Annotated in this window: 16 protein-coding genes; all 16 read right to left on the bottom strand. The window is 65.9% G+C overall.

The window, feature by feature from the left end; translation table 11 throughout:
• Positions 1–144 precede the first annotated feature (144 nt).
• Positions 145–1,536, bottom strand: a complete 1,392-nt coding sequence (locus AC1PQG_RS10475) for an LLM class flavin-dependent oxidoreductase (protein ID WP_481122506.1) — start codon at positions 1,534–1,536, stop codon at positions 145–147.
• A 201-nt stretch (positions 1,537–1,737) separates the two neighbouring features.
• A complete protein-coding gene (locus AC1PQG_RS10470) occupies positions 1,738–2,502 on the bottom strand; it encodes an ABC transporter ATP-binding protein (RefSeq protein ID WP_481122505.1) in 765 nt (254 codons plus the stop codon).
• Positions 2,503–2,555: 53 nt separating this feature from the next.
• Positions 2,556–3,890 carry an ABC transporter substrate-binding protein gene (locus AC1PQG_RS10465; RefSeq protein WP_481122504.1) on the bottom strand — a complete coding sequence of 445 codons (1,335 nt, stop codon included), beginning with the start codon at positions 3,888–3,890 and terminating at the stop codon, positions 2,556–2,558.
• 56 nt (positions 3,891–3,946) lie between these two features.
• Positions 3,947–5,275, bottom strand: a complete 1,329-nt coding sequence (locus tag AC1PQG_RS10460; protein WP_481122503.1) for an ABC transporter substrate-binding protein — start codon at positions 5,273–5,275, stop codon at positions 3,947–3,949.
• A 50-nt stretch (positions 5,276–5,325) separates the two neighbouring features.
• A complete protein-coding gene (locus AC1PQG_RS10455; protein WP_481122502.1) occupies positions 5,326–6,390 on the bottom strand; it encodes a branched-chain amino acid ABC transporter permease in 1,065 nt (354 codons plus the stop codon).
• 4 nt (positions 6,391–6,394) lie between these two features.
• The gene (locus AC1PQG_RS10450) at positions 6,395–7,276 is read right to left on the bottom strand and encodes a branched-chain amino acid ABC transporter permease (protein WP_481122501.1); all 882 of its coding nucleotides are present in this window, start codon (positions 7,274–7,276) and stop codon (positions 6,395–6,397) included.
• A gap of 13 nt (positions 7,277–7,289) precedes the next feature.
• On the bottom strand, positions 7,290–8,075 hold the full coding sequence (locus AC1PQG_RS10445; RefSeq protein ID WP_481122500.1) for an ABC transporter ATP-binding protein: 786 nt from the start codon (positions 8,073–8,075) through the stop codon (positions 7,290–7,292).
• Complete coding sequence (locus AC1PQG_RS10440; protein ID WP_481122499.1) at positions 8,072–9,019, bottom strand: AMP-binding protein; 948 nt, start codon at positions 9,017–9,019, stop codon at positions 8,072–8,074. Before AC1PQG_RS10440 ends, AC1PQG_RS10445 begins: the two co-directional genes overlap by 4 nt.
• A gap of 19 nt (positions 9,020–9,038) precedes the next feature.
• Complete coding sequence (locus AC1PQG_RS10435) at positions 9,039–10,166, bottom strand: porin (protein WP_481122498.1); 1,128 nt, start codon at positions 10,164–10,166, stop codon at positions 9,039–9,041.
• 275 nt (positions 10,167–10,441) lie between these two features.
• Positions 10,442–11,254 carry an ABC transporter ATP-binding protein gene (locus tag AC1PQG_RS10430; protein ID WP_481122497.1) on the bottom strand — a complete coding sequence of 271 codons (813 nt, stop codon included), beginning with the start codon at positions 11,252–11,254 and terminating at the stop codon, positions 10,442–10,444.
• A 60-nt stretch (positions 11,255–11,314) separates the two neighbouring features.
• Positions 11,315–12,652 carry an ABC transporter substrate-binding protein gene (locus AC1PQG_RS10425; protein WP_481122496.1) on the bottom strand — a complete coding sequence of 446 codons (1,338 nt, stop codon included), beginning with the start codon at positions 12,650–12,652 and terminating at the stop codon, positions 11,315–11,317.
• Positions 12,653–12,770: 118 nt separating this feature from the next.
• Complete coding sequence (locus AC1PQG_RS10420; protein ID WP_481122495.1) at positions 12,771–13,838, bottom strand: branched-chain amino acid ABC transporter permease; 1,068 nt, start codon at positions 13,836–13,838, stop codon at positions 12,771–12,773.
• A gap of 2 nt (positions 13,839–13,840) precedes the next feature.
• Positions 13,841–14,722, bottom strand: coding sequence for a branched-chain amino acid ABC transporter permease (locus tag AC1PQG_RS10415; RefSeq protein ID WP_481122494.1), 882 nt, complete (start codon positions 14,720–14,722; stop codon positions 13,841–13,843).
• An 18-nt stretch (positions 14,723–14,740) separates the two neighbouring features.
• Positions 14,741–15,544, bottom strand: a complete 804-nt coding sequence (locus tag AC1PQG_RS10410) for an ABC transporter ATP-binding protein (protein ID WP_481122493.1) — start codon at positions 15,542–15,544, stop codon at positions 14,741–14,743.
• Positions 15,541–16,701 (bottom strand): AMP-binding protein, encoded by a 1,161-nt coding sequence (locus AC1PQG_RS10405; RefSeq protein WP_481122492.1) that lies wholly within the window; start codon positions 16,699–16,701, stop codon positions 15,541–15,543. Before AC1PQG_RS10405 ends, AC1PQG_RS10410 begins: the two co-directional genes overlap by 4 nt.
• A gap of 314 nt (positions 16,702–17,015) precedes the next feature.
• The gene (ribA, locus tag AC1PQG_RS10400) at positions 17,016–18,212 is read right to left on the bottom strand and encodes a GTP cyclohydrolase II (RefSeq protein WP_481122491.1); all 1,197 of its coding nucleotides are present in this window, start codon (positions 18,210–18,212) and stop codon (positions 17,016–17,018) included.
• Positions 18,213–18,217: the final 5 nt, after the last annotated feature.

Genomic DNA, 18,217 nt, shown 5'->3' with positions numbered 1-18,217 from the left:
GAGGCCCTCTGATACAGGACGGACCCCCTCGGCGGGGGGCGCGGGTACCTCCGGGGTACTCGCGACTATCCCGAAGGGGGTCATGACTATCCCGGAGGTACTCGCGAGCCCCTGTGCCGGGACGGCGAGCACCTCGGGGCACGCTCAGGCCGCTTCGCGGCTCGCGGCTTTCACTGCCTCGATATCCCGATAACGGGCCGCCGGGTGGCTGTCCGGCAGCCGGGGCCCCTCACCGAACAGCTTCTCGCGCAAGCTGCCTGGCTTGTACGCCGTGGGATAGACGCCGCGGCGCTGCAGTTCCGGCACGAGGTACTCGACGACGTCCTCGAAGGTCTCGTGGGACAGCGCATAGGCCAGGTTGAAACCGTCCACGTCGGTCTCCTCGACCCATTGCTGGAGGGTGTCCGCCACGGTGGACGGCGAGCCGACAAAAACCGGCCCCAGCCCGCCGATGCCGGCCCAGCGCGCCAGTTCGTCGATGGTCCATTCCTTGTCGCCCTTGGCCAGGTGTTCGACCACCGACACGATGGCGTTGGTCTCCACCGCACGCACCGGGTCCTGCGGCGCGTACTTGCCGAAATCGATGCCGCTCCAGCCCGACAGCAACACCAGCGCCCCGTCGTAGGACACGTGCTGCTTGTATTCCTCGAACTTGGCCCAGGCCTTCTCGTCGGTCTCGTCCACGATCACCGTCACCAGCGCATAGACCAGCACCTTGGACGGGTCGCGGCCGGCCGCGGCGGCCTGCTGACGGATGTCCGCCACGTATTGCTGCAGCGTGGACCGCGCCGGCGTGGACACGAACACGCACTCGGCGTGGTTCGCCGCAAAGGCCTTGCCGGCCCCCGATGCACCGGCCTGGAAGAGCACCGGGGTCCGCTGGGGCGACGGCTCGCACAGATGGTAGCCGGGCACGTCGAAATAGCGCCCCTTGTGGCCGATCTCATGGACCTTGTCCGGATCGATGAAGACGCGGCTGGCCTTGTCACGCCGCACCGCCCCGTCCTCCCAGCTGCCCTCGAGCAGCTTGTAGAGCACCTCGACATACTCCGCCGCCACCTCGTAGCGATTGTCGTGACGCCGCAGGCCGCCCTCACCCACGTTACGGGCGCCACTCTCCAGGTAGGACGTGACGATGTTCCAGCCGACCCGCCCCTTGGTGTGATGGTCCGCGGTGGCCAGGCGACGGGCGAACGTGTAAGGGTGTTCGAAGGAGGTGGACGCGGTGATGCCGATGCCCAGGTGCTCGGTGACCATCGCGATCGGCGCCGCCAGCTGCAGCGGATCGCTGACCGGGATCTGCACCCCCTGGTGGAGGGCATGGTAGTTGTCGCCCTTGTACACGTCGTAGTAACCCACCACGTCGGCGATGAACACCGCATCGAAAAAGCCGCGCTCGAGGATCTTGGCCAGGTCGGTCCAGTATTCCAGGTCCTTGTACTGCCAGGAGCGGTCGCGGGGATGCGTCCACAACCCCGGCGACTGATGGCCGACGCAGTTCATTTCAAAGGCGTTGAAGCGGATGGTCTTGCTCATTTGATGATATCCAAGTGGGTGTTCGGGAAGAGGCGGAGGCCTGGCGGCAGGTATGCATGCACCACGGAATACCGATGTTTCGCAGAAAACATGCCATCCGCCGCAACCTCCTGCCGCCGCGCTTTTCCGGGCGTGCGCGACGCTGCCCTGCTGAGGGGGCAGCGTGCTTGCTGCTCGGGCGCTGCCTCAGCAGCAAGCTGGCTAAGCGCCCAGGTAGTGGTGGTGGATGTCCTCCCGCGCGGCAAGGACAGCGGCGAGCCCTTCAGCGGCCACGCGTCCGTTCTCCAGCACGTAGCCGTAATGGGCATGGCGCAGGGCGACGTTGATGTTCTGCTCGGCGATCAGGAAGCCGATGCCTTCGCTGGTGTTCAGCTGGCTGACGATCTCGAAGATCTCCTCGACGACCATCGGCGCAAGCCCCATCGACGGTTCGTCGAGCAGCACCAAGCGTGGCTGCGTCATCAGCGCACGGCCCACCGCCAGCATCTGCTGCTCGCCGCCGGAGGTGAGCCCGGCAGTTGTGCTGCGCTTGGCCTTGAGGCGCGGGAACCACGCGTAGATGCGCTCCAGCGCGGCCTCCATCTCCCGCCGCCGCAGCCCGCGCAGGAAGCCACCGCTCCGCAGGTTTTCCTCGACGCTGAGTTGCGGGAAGACATGCCGCCCTTCAAGCACATGGACAATGCCCTCGCGGGCCAGCAGATGGGGCGCGACGCCGGCGACCGGCCGCCCCTGGAAGCGGATATGGCCGCGACTGACGCGGGCGCGGTCGGCCTGGACAAGGCCGGAGACGGCCTTCAAGGTCGTGCTCTTGCCGGCCCCGTTGGCGCCGAGCAGGGCGACCACCGTGCCGTAGCCGACGGTCAGCGACACGCCGGCCACGGCGAGAATGGCGCCGTCGTACACGACCTCGATGTCGTCGACCTCCAGCAAGGCCTGGGTCGGAGTGTCGGGGACTGGTTGACTCATGGAAAGGCTCCACGCTGGGGTGAAAGGCGGGGCCCCGCCGGGCCCCGGCGGAATCACGATTCCTTGCTGCAATCGCGTGGCTTGATGTTCTTTTCCTTGGCGTAAGCCGCCGCCTTGGCGTCGATCAGCGTGCGCAGCGTCTGGCGGTCGGCCTGCACCCAGTCAGTCACCAGCACCCACTTCTTGCCGTCCCATTGCTGGACGCGCGCGGCGCCACCGCCCTCGTGCTCGTTGCACGACAGCTTGAGTTTCTGCAGCAGGCCGACGAAACCGATCTCCTTCAGGCGCGCGTCGGTCACGTCGAGGTGCTCAAAGGCCCAGCGCCCTTCCTCGCCGTTGAGCGGACGGTTGCCGAATTTCTTGTGGCCGGCACGCAGCGCCTCGACGGCCATCGCAGCGTTGATGAGGCCGATGTTGTAGTACACGCTGCCGAAGAACTTGGGATCCTTCAGGTCGCTCTTGCCCGCGTCGAGGATGAATTTCTTAAGGCGCTTGTGGATCTCGAAGCCCGCCCCGCCGGGGAAGGGTGCGATAGCCTGGTAGCCCTTGGCCGCCGGCCCGGCCGGCAGTACGTCGGCCTCGGAACCGGCCCACACGTCGCCGATGAGACGGTCCACCGGAATGCCGAAGCGCGCCGCCGTCTTGATGCCCACCGGCGTCGACACCCCCCAGGTGCGCAGGAAGACCCAGTCCGGCTTGATCTGGCGAACCTGACGCCATTGGGCGGATTGCTCGTTGCCCGGATCGGCGACCGGGATCTGGATGTTCTCGAAACCGTACTTCTTGGCGAGCAGCGCCATCGGCGCCTGGGTTTCGCGGCCGTAGGCGGAATCGTGGAAGACAGTGACGATCTTCTTGCCCTTCAGCTTGTCGAATCCGCCCTCCTTCTGCGCGATGTAGTTGATGCCCACCGAGGCCTGGCTGTAGTAGTTGAGCAGCAGCGGAAAGGCGTACGGGAAGACGCTGCCGTCGGTGGATTCGGTGCGCCCGCCAGCCGGGTCCACCAACGGAATTCTGTCCGCCACGCCCTTGTCCATCAGGGCATATGAGGCCGGCGTGCTGTGGGTGAAGAAGAAAGCCGTGGGTGCGCCGTTGTCGCCCTTCTTGTAGCGCTCGTAGCACTCGACGATGCGATCGGTGCTCCATTCGGTCTCACACTCCTTCCAGACCAGTTTGACGCCGTCGACGCCGCCCTCGACTTCATTCACGTAGCGCAGGTAGTCGATCACCCCCGCCCACCAGGGAATGCCGCTCGATGCGTAGGGCCCGACCCGGTAGGTGGGCAGCGGGATGAACTGTTCGTTGGCGGCGGCACTGGCCGCATTGACGCCGAGGACGGAGGCCGCCAGCGTGGCGGCGATGAGGGTGCGCTTCAGGATGTTGGACATCGTCGTTTCTCTGTTGCTGGAAATGGATCGTTGGTATCGGAAGATGGACAGCCGGATCAGGACTCGCGGGCGCAATTGCGTGGCACGAGGCCCTTCTCCCTGGCATACGCCACGGACTTGGCGTCGATCAATGGACGCAGGGTCTTGCGGTCGGACGACACCCAGTCGGTGATGAGCTTCCAGCTCTTGCCATCCCACTGCTGGACGCGTACCGAACCGCCGCCCTCGTGGTCTGAGCACGACAGCTGCAGGCGCTGCATCAGGCCCAGGAAGCCGATCTCCTTCAGGCGCGCGTCATCGAGATTGAGGTGTTCGAGGCCCCAGCGGCCCTCGTCGCCGGTGAGTGGCCGGTTGCCGAACTTCTTCTGGCCGGCGCGGATTGCCTCCACGGCGATGGCCGCGTTCACAAGGCCGGAGTTGTAATAAACGCTGCCGAAGCTCTTCGGGTCCTTCAGGTCGCTCCTGCCCTTGTCGAGGATGTGGGTCTTGATGCGCTTGTGGATGTCGAAGTCGGCGCCGCCGGGGTAAGGCGTCAGTGCCAGGTAGCCCTTGCCGGCATCGCCGGCCGGCAGCACGTCCTCGTTGGAGCTGGCCCAGATGTCACCGATGATGTGGTCCGCCGGAAAGCCGAAGCGCGCCGCCGTCTTGATCGCCACCGGCGTCGACACGCCCCAGGTGCGCAGGAAGACCCAGTCCGGCTTGGCCTGGCGTACCTGGCGCCACTGGCTGGACTGCTCGTTGCCCGGATCGGCCACCGGAATCTGGATGTTCTCGAAGCCGTACTTCTCCGCCAGCAGCTTGAGCGGTCCCTGGGTCTCGCGACCGTAGGCGGAGTCGTGATAGACCGTGGCGATCTTCTTGCCCTTCAGCTTGGCGAAGCCGCCTTCGCGCTGGGCGATGTAGTTGATGACCGCCGAGGCCTCGCTGTAAAAAGTCAGCATCACCGGAAAGTTGTGCGGAAACACGGCACCGTCCGTGGCCTCGGTACGGCCATAACCGAGGGTGATGAGGGGAATCCGGTCGGCAGCAGCCTTGTCCGAAAGCGCGTAGGCGGCAGGCGCGCCGTTGGGGTGGTAGACCGCCACCGGGGCGCCGTTGAGGCCCTTCTTGAAGCGCTCGTAACACTCGATGCCCTTTTCGGCCGTCCATTCGGTCTCGCATTCCTGCCAGACCAGCTTGACGCCGTTGATACCGCCCTCCACCTCGTTGATGTAGCGCAGGTAGTCGATCATCCCGGCCCAGACCGGAATGCCGCTGGAGGCATAGGCGCCGACGCGATAGGTGGCGAGGGGGAAGAACTGCTCGCTGGGCGCAGCATCGGCGTGGCCGCAGAAAGCCGCGGCGAGCGCGGCCGCAACGGCCACGCGCCGGAGGAAAGTGGTCATGATGGGGTTCTCTCTATCGGGTTTGGAAGGTGTGCGGAGGCGGACCGCACTCAGAAGCGCAGCGGCCACACCGCGAGACGTTCACGCAGACTGGCCAGCAGACGCACCAGCCCTTCCGGCTCCTTGACCAGAAAGGTGATGATCAGGGCCCCGAAGATGATCTTCTGGAGATTCTGGATCTGGCCGGGATCGACGTTGCCGCCCAGCAAGGCCTGGCCGGCCTGGCTCAGGAAAATCGGCAACAGGCTGATGAAGGCCGCGCCGATGAAGTTGCCGGCGACACTGCCCATGCCGCCGATGATGATGATGAACAGGATCTGGAACGACCGGTTGATGTCGAAGCTGCTTGCGCTGGCCGTGCCCAGGTAGGCGAAAGCCCACAACGCACCGGCGATGCCCAGGTAGAAGGAACTCACGGCGAAGGCGAGGCGCTTGTGGTGGTCCACATCGATGCCGATCACCGCCGCAGCGGTATCCATGTCGCGGATCGCCATCCAGTTGCGGCCCAGGCGGCTGCCCACCAGGTTACGGGCGACCCACGTCAGCAGCGTCACCACCGACAAGGTCAGCAAGTAGCGTCCGACCGGGCCGGAGATGTCGTGGCCGAACAACGCCAGGCGCGGCGCCGCGATGGTGCCGGACGAGGCATGGTTGTAGAACCACGGGAACTTGGTGAATACCCACTCCAGGAAGAACTGCGCCGCCAGCGTCGTCGCCATCAGGTAGAAGCCCTTGATGCGGTTGCTCGGGATACCGAACACGAAGCCGACCGCTGCCGCGACCGCCCCGCCCGCCAGCAGGGCCACCGGCAGCGGCAGTACCGGCACGCGCAAGAGGAACGCATACGTCGCAAATGCCCCGACGGCCATGAAGCCGGCCGAGCCGACCGAGGTCTGGCCGGCATAGCCGGTCAGCAGGTTGAGACCCAGCCCGGCCAGGGACAGCACCAGGAAGGGGATCAGGATAGCGTTGAGCCAGTAGTCGCCGGCCAGCCACGGCACACCGGCGAACGCCACGATGAGAAGTGCCGCCGCTCCCCATGGGATGGCACGCGGGACCAGCGCCAGCGGCGCGTGCTCAAAGGGTGCGGGAAGCTGATGGGAGAGATTCGACATGTTCTCAGACTCGTTCGATGGCCCGCTCGCCGAACAGGCCGGCGGGACGGACATACAGGAAGGCCAGGGCCAGGAAGTAGGCGAACCACGACGTGATGCCGCCACCCACCAGGGGGCCGACATAAACCTCGGCAAGGTTTTCGGCGGCGCCGACGATGAGCCCGCCGACGATGGCCCCGCCGATCGACGTGAAGCCGCCGATGATCAGCACCGGCAGCGCCTTCAGGACCACCAGCGAAAGGGAGAACTGCACGCCCTGGCGGGCGCCCCACAGCAGGCCGGCGACCAGCCCGACCACGCCGGCCACGGCCCATACGATCTGCCAGATGCGGTTGAGGTTGATGCCGATCGACAAGGCCGCGCGGGTGTCGTCGGCCACCGCGCGCAGCGACACCCCGACCCGTGTCTTGTTGAAGAGCAGTGCCAGCACGAGGACCAGCACCGCGGCGGTCGCTGCCGCGAAGAGATCGAACTGGCTGAGCATCACATCGCCGACGAACACCGGCACATCGTCGATGCCCAGGTCGAGGGCGCGCACCTCGGCCCCCATCAGGCCCTGAGCGAGCCCCTCGATGATGAAGCTGAGGCCCAGCGTGGCCATGAACAGGGTGATCTGCGAGCGTGCGACCAGCGGACGCATCACCGCCCGTTCGATGGCAAGGGCCAGCAGACCCATCACCACCACGCTGGCCGCCACCGCGGCGGCGAACGGCAGGCCGGCCTCCTGCAGGCTGACGCAGGTCAGCGCGGCGAACAGCAACATGGCACCCTGGGCGAAATTGAAGACGCCGCTGGCCTTGTAGATCAGCACGAAACCGATCGCCACCAGCGAATACATGGTGCCGGCGAGCAGGCCGCCGAACAGGGTTTCCAGAAAGAAATTCATCGTCTGCGCCTCCTCATTGCACGGTGCCGAGATAGGCGGCAATCACCTCGGGATTGGCCCTGACTTCGGCTGGGGTGCCATCGCCGACCTTGCGCCCGTAGTCGAGCACCACCACATGGCTCGACAAGCTCATCACCACCCCGATGTCGTGCTCGATCAGCACCACCGTCGTGCCGAGGCCTCGGTTCACCTCGGTGACGAAACGGCTCATCTCGCGCTTCTCGTCCGCGTTCATCCCGGCCATCGGCTCGTCGAGCAGCAGCAGGCTCGGCCCGGCGATCAGCGCCCGCCCCAGTTCGACCCGCTTCTGCAGGCCGTAGGCCAGGTTGCCGACGGGGGTGTCGCGATGGGCCTGGAGCTCCAGAAACGCCAGCGTGCGCTCGGCCAGTTCGCGATGTTCACGAGCCTCCCGCCGAGCCGGGGGCAAGCCCAGCGCTTGCGCGAAGAAGCCTGCGCGGGCGTGCCGGGACAGCCCGCTCAAGATGTTGTCGATGACGCTCATGCGCTTGAACAGCGCATTGTTCTGGAAAGTACGGCCGATACCGCGGCGGGCGGCTTCCAACGGCGTGATGCGGCGATAGTGGATGTCCTCGAAGATCACCTCGCCGGCATCCGGCCGGTACACCCCGTTCAGCACATTGAGCAGCGAGCTCTTGCCGGCGCCATTGGGGCCGATCAACGCGCAGATTTCGCCGCGCTGCACGGAAAAAGACAGGCCCGAGATCGCCTTGACCCCCTTGAACGACAGGGAGATATCGCGCACGTCGAGGATCTGGCCGGAAGGCATGGGTACGCTCATCGGCCGCTCTCCCGCAACGGGCGCAACCATGCTGAATCGATCGCGGCCGGGGCCACAGCGCGCAGCCGGTGCAGGCCGACGATGCGTCGTACCCTTGAGTAAACATGGCGATGCAGGCCGGTCCGCCCGACGCCGCGCCGAGCCCAGTCCCATACCCGGCGGCGCAGGCTGCCGGGTGCCGCCACGCGATCCTCCAGTTCGGCATGCAGCGCGTGAGCGCGGGACGATGACAGCAGCAGCGTTGCCGGAGCGATGTCGCACCGATCCCGTGAGGCCGACGCCATCCCCTCCGGAAAAGCCAGGGATTCGCCGTGGATCACCAGCCGTTCGCACAGCAATTCAAGCCCTTCGGCCCACTCGGTCCCCTCCTCCGCCCACACCGGCGCAGCGGCGCGGAGGTGGTGCCAGGCACGCCGGCCTTGCACCGGCAACGGCTGCCCGGCGTAGAGCTCGGCGACACCTTCGGCCACGACATCGGCGCAGCGCCATGTCGGCCGATGCGCCAGATACAGGCGCTGCAATCGGACGCCCCCCTCGACAGCGGCCTGCAGGCGTGCGGCACTGTCGCGCTCGGCAATGAAAAGGTGTGCCTCCCCCGGGGCGCCCAGTGCCTCGACAAGCGCGGCCCCGGCCAGCGTCCGAGGTAGCGGAACCACCTGCCCGCCGGTCGCGCGGGCTGCCAGGGCCAGCACCAACAGCGTCGGCTCGTAGGCGCCCACCACGGCGAGGCGTGCGCCGGGACCGAAACCCCGATGCTGCAGGGCCTCGCGCAGCTGCGTCACCTCGCGGTGAACATCCGCCCAGCACCATCCTTTCCACTGGCCACAGCGCTTGTGTACCAATGCCAGCTCCCGGGGCCGCACCGCTGCCCAGCGGTGAAGATGGTCAAGCAATTCGACGGCCCGCGGCACCGGGGGGGCCACGGCGGACTCTCGCGCGTTCATGACGGTCCTCCCGGCTGGCTCAGAAGTTATGACGGATGCCGGCCGCAGCACTGCGCTGGTAGCCGTTGCCCGGGTTGTAGCCGGCGCCCACCGAGCTGATGAAGCCGGCGTCACGCCCGGCTGCGTTGTTATTGACGCTGGAATAGGTGGTGTACAGCGCGGTGCGCTTGGACAAGGCGTACTCGTACCCCACGGCCCACTGGTCGGCCTTGGCGTCGCCGGCGCCGTCCGCCAGTTCGGTGCTGCGTCGGACGTAGGACGTGAGCACGGTGCCATGGCTGCCGACCGGGAGCGTGGCGCCGACCAGCCACTGGCGGCTGTTCTTGCCGGCCAGCGCGCCCGTGTCGGGGCTGAAATCGGCGGTCCCGGCACGACGCACGCCATACAGCGCGGCCAGCTTGGCCACCCCCAGGTCGAGGGTCCCGCCGGCCTCATAGACGCGCACCTTCTTGCCGTCATACGAAACCGCCACCGGGGTGCCGCTCGCATCGAGCCCCGAGGTACGCGAGTTCAGTTCCTGCAGGTGCACGCCGAGGAGGAGCGGACCGTTCCGGTACTGGGGCACCACCGACAGCCCCCGCACGTCGCCGACCGCCCCGCTGCCGCGGTTGGCAATGGACTCCTGGCCGTAGCCGTTGGCCGTATAGGCCGCCGATACGGAGAAGCCCTGCCAGTCCGGCGAGAAATAGGTGGCCTGGTTGTCCCAGCGGTATTCGGTCAGGTACACGTTGTTGTACTGGCCGACCGTAACGCTGCTGAACGGATCGATCTCCGAAGTCAGCAGGTAGCCCGGCGTGTATTGGCGCCCAAGCGCGATGCGCCCGAACCGGCCTCCCAGGGCCACGAAGGCCTGGCGGCTGAAGCCGCCCCCGCCGGTCAATTCCCCCGTGCCCGCATCGACTGCGGCCTCCAGCACGAAACTCGCCTTGAGGCCGTTGCCGATGTCCTCGGAGCCCTGGAAGCCCAGACGGCTCGGCACGCTGGTGCCGGAGTCGATGCGCGACTGGCTGCCGACCGTCGGATCGATGTTCTTGCCACTCCATCGATAGCCCATATCGACGGTGCCGAAAATGGTGACATTGTCCAGGGCCAGCGCGGAGGTGCTGAAAACAGTGAGCAGCAGGGCAGCAATAGTGGTGTTTCTCATTTTTTTCCTATCGGGGTTTATTTATATTTCCTACGCCCCTCTATTAGCAGAAGGCATGCCAATAAAATTCCACGAAAAACCCTTGGAAATAACAGGCAAAATGGCAAACATGCTCCCCGAGAAACATCCACTGCTATTTCCATGCCTCCCCTCCAGCATTTATTTAATGCCGATATTGTTTTTCAGGGACAAGAGGCGAGTGCAAAATAAAACAAAAAGGCCGTGCACTTTCGATGCACGGCCTATTCAAAGTCTGACGCGTTCAATTCGAAGATCTATTCCCGGGCGCGCCTGCTGTGATAATGCTTGGCCTCACGGAAGCTGCGCCGGCCTTCCGTGTTCATGCCCAGGTAAAAGGAACGGATGTCATCCCGCGCGGCCAGATCGGCCGACGGCCCATCGCTGACCACACGCCCGCTCTCCATCACATAGGCGTGATCCGAATAGCGCAGCGCAATGGCGGCGTTCTGCTCGGCCAGCAGGAAGCTGACGCCCTCCTCCCGGTTGAGGCGCCGGACGATCTCGAAGATCTCGGTGACGATCTGCGGGGCCAGCCCCATCGAAGGTTCATCCAGCAACACCAGGCGGGGCCGGCCGATCAGCGCCCGCCCGATGGCCACCATCTGCTGCTCGCCGCCGGAGAGATAGCCGGCCTGGCTGCGCCGACGCTCCCTGAGCCGTGGAAAGTAACGGTAGATGCGCTCGATGCCTTCCTGCAGATCGGCGCGGGACGGTGCATGGGCAAAGGCTCCGACGCGGAGGTTTTCTTCCACGTCCAGATGGGGAAAGCAGTGGCGCCCTTCGAGCACCTGCACCAGCCCTCCTTCGACCAAAGCCTCCGGCACGGACCGCAGCACGTCGTGCCCGGCAAAGTCGATCCGCCCGCCGACCACCTCGCCCCGCTCCGCGCCGATCAGGCCCGAGATGGCCTTCAGCGTCGTGGTCTTGCCGGCGCCGTTGGCCCCCAGCAAGGCGACGACACCGCCTGCCGGCACGACCAGGCTCACGCCGCGGGCGCCGAGGATCACTTTGTCGTAGATCACGTGGATGTCCTCCACGCTGAGAATTGGAGCGTTTGTCATGGCCATGTCCAGTCAGTCAGCGCCCCGCTGCGAATGCCTCCCGGCGCTTGCAGCGGGGCGGCACGATCAGCTTTCCTTCGCGCAATTACGCGGCGTGATGCCCTTTTCCTTGGCGTAGGCGGCGGCCGATTTCTCGATGATCGGGCGCAGCAGCGCACGGTCGGCCTGCACCCAGTCGCTGATCACCTTCCAGCGGGTGCCATCCCATTGCTGGAAGCGCACCGCTCCGCCGCCTTCGTGATCGGCGCACGACAGCTTGAGGTTCTGCACCAGTCCGACCGCGCCGAGTTCCTGCAGGCGCTTGTTGTCGATGTTGAGGTGTTCGAAGCCCCAGCGCACTTCCTCGCCGCTGAGCGGACGCTTGCCGAACTTGGCCTGCGCGATGCGGACGGCCTCCACGTTGAGGATGCCGTTCACCACCCCGAGGTTGTAATACACGTTGCCGAAACGCTTCGGATCCTGCAGGTTGCCCTTGCCGGCCTTCACCACCTGCTTGTCGATGTCCTTGAGAACCGGAAAGTCGGTGCCGGCCGGATGGGTGGTGATGGAGATGAATCCCTTGGCGGCGTCGCCGGCCGGAGCCGCATCGTCCTCCGAATTGCTCCAGATGTTGCCGATCACGTGGTCCGCCGGAAAGCCGGTCTTCGCGGCGGTCTTCAGGGCCACCGGGTTCATCACCCCCCAACCGCGCAGGATCACCCACTCCGGCTTGATGCGGCGGATGTTGAGCCACTGGGACTGCTGCTCCGTGCCCGGATGGGGCACTTCGATGTGAGTCACGCTGAAGCCGTATTTCTTGGCCAAGATGTCGAGGATCGGGATGGTTTCCTTGCCATAGGGCGAGCCGTGGTAGAGCGTGACGATCTTCTTGCCCTTCAGCTTGTCGAGGCCGCCCGCCTTCTGGCCGATGTAGTTCACGATCGCCGACACCTCGCTGTAGGGGTTCAGCTGCAGCGGGAAGACGTAGGGGAACACGCTGCCATCGGTAGAATCGGTGCGCCCGTGGTTGATGGTGATCAGCGGAATCTTGTCGGCGGTGGAGCGCTCCAGCGTGGCATAGGCGATGCCGACACTGAGGGGATTGGTGGCCGCCGCAGGTGCACCGTTGAGGCCCTTCTTCAGGCGCTCGTAGCATTCGACCCCCTTCTCGACGACGTATTCCGTCTCGCATTCGGACCAGGTCAGCTTGACCCCATTGATGCCCCCGTCGCGGGCGTTGATCAGCTGCATGTAGTCGATGAAGCCGCCGAAAAAGCCGGTGCCACCGGCCGCGTAGGGCCCTACCCGATAGCTCTGCAAGGGGAAATACTGCTCGTTGGCAGCGAAGGCAGCGCCGCTGGCCAAGGCCAGGCCGAGGCTGAATGCGGCCGCCAGGCGGCGTGGGGAAAAACGTGATGCGGTCATAGATCGACTCCAGTGGAAAATGATGGGCGCGCCAGGCACACCCGTGACGCGTCCCGGGGCAGCTGGCCAGGCCGCTCCGTGATGCACGGTTTCAGGTGAAAGGGAAAAGGGGGTGCGTTCAGTCCCGCAAGGGCCACACCCGGGCTCGGGCGCACAGCCCTCGCCACAGGCTCGCCAGCCCTTCGGGCTCACGGATCAGGAACAGGATGATCAATACGCCGAACAGGATCTTCTGCAGGTTCTCGGTATCCCCGGGGTCGATGATGCCCCCGAGCAGGGAGCCTCCGAGGTTGCTCAGCAACAGCGGCAGCAACACGATGAACGCAGCCCCCAGGAAGTTGCCGAGGATGCTCCCCAGCCCGCCGATGATGACGATGAACAGGACCTGGAACGAGCGGTTGAGGTCGAACCCGTGGGGCTCCACCGTTCCCAGGTAGGCGAAGGCCCACAGGGAGCCCGCCACACCGCAATAGAAGGCGCCGATCGCGAAGGCCAGCAGCTTGGTGCGGGCCACCGGGATGCCGATCACCGCCGCCGCCGTATCCATGTCACGGACGGCCATCCAGCTGCGCCCGAGATCGGAACGCACGATGCGCACGGCCACGACGAACAGCACCGTGACCACCGCCAGCGTCAGCAGGTAGCGCCCCGCCGGAGAGGACAGATCCACGCCGAGGACGGACAGCGGCGGCGCGGTGATCACGCCGGATGGATTGAAGTTGGAGAACCAGCCGAACTTGGTCAGCGCCCACTCCACCAGGAACTGGGCCGCCAGCGTCGACACGATCAGGTAGAAGCCCTTGATGCGCAGGCTGGGCAGGCCGAAGACGACACCTGCGGCAGCCGCCACCAACCCGCCGAGCAGGAAGCTGGCGAGAAAGGGTAGCCCCTCGACGCGCAGTTGGAAGTTGTAGGCGGCGAACGCCCCCACCGCCATGAAGGCTGCAGTCCCCAGGGACAGTTGCCCCGCGTAGCCGGTGAGCAGGTTGAGCCCCAGCCCCGCGAGGGACAGCACCAGGAACGGGATCAGGATGGCGCTCAACCAGTAGTCGCTGGCCCACAGCGGGACTGCCAGATAGGCGAAAGCCAGCAGGGCGACGATTCCCAGGCGTGCTTGGCGCAGGCGGAATACCCGGCGGTCGTCCGCATAACGGGTGCTGAACTGGCCGGTTTCGGACAAGAACATGATCAGACCCTCTCGATGGCGCGTTCGCCGAACAAGCCCGCGGGGCGCACCAGCAGGAACAACAACGCAAGCACGTAGGGAAACCAGTTCTCCAGGCCGTCACCGATCAACGGCCCGATATACACCTCGGCCAGCTTCTCGCTCGCGCCGACGATCAGGCCACCGACGATGGCACCGCCGATCGACGAGAAGCCGCCGATGATGAGAACCGGCAAGGCTTTCAGCACCACCAGCGACAGGGAGAACTGGACGCCCAGACGTGCCCCCCACAGCAGCCCGGCGATCAGGCTGACGAAGCCCGCCACCGCCCACACCACACCCCAGATCCTTTGCAGGCGGACCCCCACCGCCAGCGCCGCCAGCGGGTCGTCGGCCACCGCGCGCAGCGACAGGCCGATGCGGGTCCGGCTGAACAGCAGCGACAAGGCCAGCACCAGGGCCGCCGCCGTGCCTGCCGCGAAGAGGTCGAAACTGCTGAGCAGGACGCCGCCGAACTCCAGCGGCTCATCCTTGATGCCGAGGTCGAGGCCGTGCACCTGGGCACCCCACAGGAGCTGGGCCAGCCCCTCGATGATGAAGCTGACCCCCAGGGTCGCCATGAACAACGTGATCGGCGGCCGGTTCACCAGATGCCGCAGGACGCCGCGCTCGATGGCCCAGGCCAGCACCAGCATGGATGCCAGCGTTGCCGCAAAGGCGCTCCAGAATGCGAACCCCCGCTCCAGCAGGCTGACGAAGGTCAGCGCCGCGAACAGCACCATCGAGCCCTGGGCGAAATTGAAGACGCCCGAGGCCTTGAAGATCAGCACGAAGCCGATCGCCACCATCGAATACATGACGCCGGCGAGGAGCCCGCCGATCAGCACTTCCAGAAAGAAATCCATCTCGCCTTTCCCTTCCGCCTAATGCGCGCTGCCGATGTAGGCGGCGATCACATCCGGGTTGTCGCGCACCTCGGCCGGAGCGCCGTCAGCGATCTTGCGGCCATAGTCGAGCACCACCACGTGGTCGGAAATGTCCATCACCACGCCCAGGTCATGCTCGATGAGCACCACCGTCGTCCCGAAGTCCCGATTGATGTCGAGGATGAAGCAGCTCATGTCCATCTTCTCCTCCAGGTTCATGCCCGCCATCGGCTCGTCGAGCAACAGCAGGCGCGGCTCCGCAGCCAGCGCCCGGGCCAGTTCGACGCGTTTCTGCAAGCCGTAGGGCAGCTTGCCGACCGGCGTGTCGCGATAGGCCTGGATGTGCAGGAAGGCCAAAATCTCCTCGGCCTTGCGGCGGTGGCCATCGGCCTCGTCACGGGCTGCGCGCAGCCCCAGCACCTGCCGGAACCAGCCGGCACGCACATGCAGGTTCCGGCCGGTGAGAACGTTGTCGAGCACGCTCATGCCCTTGAACAAGGCCACGTTCTGGAAGGTCCGCGCAATCCCGCTCCGCGCGGCCCGGCGCGGCGTGATGCGCGCCGCTGCCACTCCGTCGTACACCACCCGCCCTCGCTGGGGGCGGTACACCCCATTGATTACGTTGAGCAGCGAGCTCTTACCCGCTCCATTCGGCCCGATCAGCGAGCAGATCTCGCCGGAGCGGACCGCAAAGGAGATGTCGGTGACGGCCTTCACGCCACCGAAGGACAACGAGATGCCGTCAACCGCCAGCAACGGCACGTCGGCGCCCGGCGCCAGCGGGCGGGCCACCGTGCTCACGTGGCCCCCCAGACGGTCAGTTCGAAAGGAACCCGGGGCGACGGCGTGCCCGCCTCCCGCCCCTCCGGTGCGAGGTCGGGCCCGTGCTGGAGTTCGATGCCGAGGCGACGGAAGAAAGCGACGGTGGCCTCGTCCGGCTGCGGACCAACGACGATTGCCACTCGCACCCGTGCCAATCCGGCCACCTCGCGCAGGGGTGACAGGACGAGCAGGCGCACCAACCAGCCGCCACCGGCCGGGGTCAAGGCGCGCGCCAGCCAGTTGCCCCAGCGGCTTCCCACGGCCGGCAGCCGCGCCTCGATCCGGGCACGCAGCCTGGCGTAGGTGTGGGCGGCGCCGACCACCAGGGTCGGCCCGATCTCCCGCCGATCCCGGTCTCGACTTTCCAGACCTTCGGCCACGTTGATCGAAAGCCCGCCGATCAACCAGGGCGCGAGCAGATAGCGCACCAGGCCCGCCGGTGCAAAACGGCGGCCGGCGAAGGCTGCATCCCTCTCGCTCAGCCCGGTGGTACGTAGCAGGCCCACAGCACCTGCCACCAGGTCATCGTGGTGCAGCACGTCCGCATCGGCGCCATCCCAGGCGCTGGGGCCCGCGTAGCGGACGGCGACACCGGCTGCGCTTGCCGACACAGGTGGAACCCTCCGGCCCACCCCACCGGCCAACCAGGCCGGATAGGCGGCCAGCCCAGCCCCACCATATGTGTGCAGCCCGCGTGCATCCGCGAATACCAGCCGTGGGCCGTCAAAGCCCGCCGCGAGCAGGCGGTCGACCTGCTCCTGATCCTCACCGTGGGCCACCTTCGGCGCAAGGATTCGCAACATCTCCGCCAGCGCCTCTTCTTCCGCCTCGACCGGCAAGGGTGCTGCGACGCCACCCAGCCATTGGGCCGCCAGCATGAGGATCAGCGCCTCCGCGCAAGGATGTCCGAGCAAGGCCAGCACATCACCGGAGCCGAATCCATCCGCCTCGAGGGCCGCCGCAGCCTGGGCCACTTCGCCGGCCAACGCCGACCACGTACGTTCGTGCCAGATTCCGAGCCGTTTCTGGCGCAGCGCAACGGTACTTGCCCGACGCCGGGCCTGTTCGAGCAGCCATCCCGGCAAGGTCGCCGGGGCGTCCCCGAGCCTGTCCGCATCCGTCCTGGAGCTTTGCATTGCGACAATTCCTGGATCAATTCACTTTCGACACGAACTGCAATTCGTGCCACCGCCTGTTTCTATTTCGGCCACCCCCGAATTGATTCCGGGTTGCGCCGCTTTCCTAGTAAGCAGTTTCCGTTCCAGGAAAATAGCCCCTTTGAAGCCCGTAAATACCCTGCACATTTTCCGCCCTGCCATGAATCGAATCACGCATGCTGATGAGGTGCTTCCAGGAAAGCAGTCTGAATAGGGAAATGAGGGAAATGGATTGATGAGGGGAGAAAAGAAAAAAGCCCCTCGCGGGGCCGGAATTGACTTGAAACGCTCATTCACTCGAATGGCAGGTCATGTCCCATTCTGACTTTCTTCGTCCGCAGATAGCGGATATTGTCATTGGTGCTCGGCGGCACGACAGGGATGACCCGATGAACCGGAATGCCGGCGCGCACCAGTTCGTCCCGCTTCTTCGGATTATTGCTGAGCAGGTGCACCGAGCGCACCTGCAGATCCCGCAGGATATCGGCCGCACAGACAAAGCTGCGCGCATCCACCGGCAAGCCCAGCGCCACATTCGCATCGACGGTGTCGAGCCCCTCGTCCTGCAAGGCGTAGGCACGCACCTTGTGGCCGAGGCCGATGCCACGCCCCTCATGTCCGCGCAGATAGATCAACACTCCACGGCGCCCTGCGGCAATGCGGGCGAGGGACATGTCGAGCTGGGGGCCGCAATCGCAGCGCAGGGAGCCGAACGCATCGCCCGTCAGGCATTCCGAGTGCAGACGGACCGGAACTCCGTCCTGTTCCGCCACATCCCCCCAAACGAGGACCGCATGCTCCACCCCGTCGAGTGCGGAACGATAGGCATGCAGGATGAACTCGCCATGACGGGTCGGCAGCCGTGACGACGCCACATGGGTGACGCGCGGCCCGGCCTCCACCATCGAAGCGTCCAGATCCTCGGCATGAATCACCGGAACCCCGTGGGCAATGGCGAAGGCCTCCACCTCAGAGCCCTGGAGACAGCGCCCCCGATCGTCGAACAGGGAACAGATCAGCGCCGCATCGACGAGCCCACAGCGACCGGCCAGACAGGAGACGACCGGGTCGCTGTCCGGCCAGCTGAGCGTTCCCGCGCCGCTCATGGCGACGAACGGATCCCCGAAGTCCACCGCGATGCGCCCGGCGTCCTCAGGATTGCCGGCCAGTGCGTGAAGCACCGGCAGCAGTCCGGCTTGCGCGCGCCCCTGCTCCAGATCCTCGCCGGGCAGTCCCTTCAAACGCTCCACGAGCGCCGCGCCTTCGGGATCGTTGATGCTCGACAGGAACAGTCGGATACCGTGCTGCTGGCGATCGGGCAGCAACACACTGACCACACCCCGGGTGTGACGGCGCAGAAAGGACAGCGTGCTCTCCCCCACGCTCTCCAGGGCGGCGACCAGGCACGCCCCACCCTGCCGGGAGGACGGCGCGAGAATCACCACGCCCCCCCGCCGAAACGCTGCCAGCGCGACCGAGGGGTCGTGCATACCAT

This window comes from Zoogloea sp. GDB6 (assembly GCF_056724105.1).
Note: the sequence above shows the minus strand (reverse complement) of the source record. Positions and strands in the feature narration are given on the sequence as shown.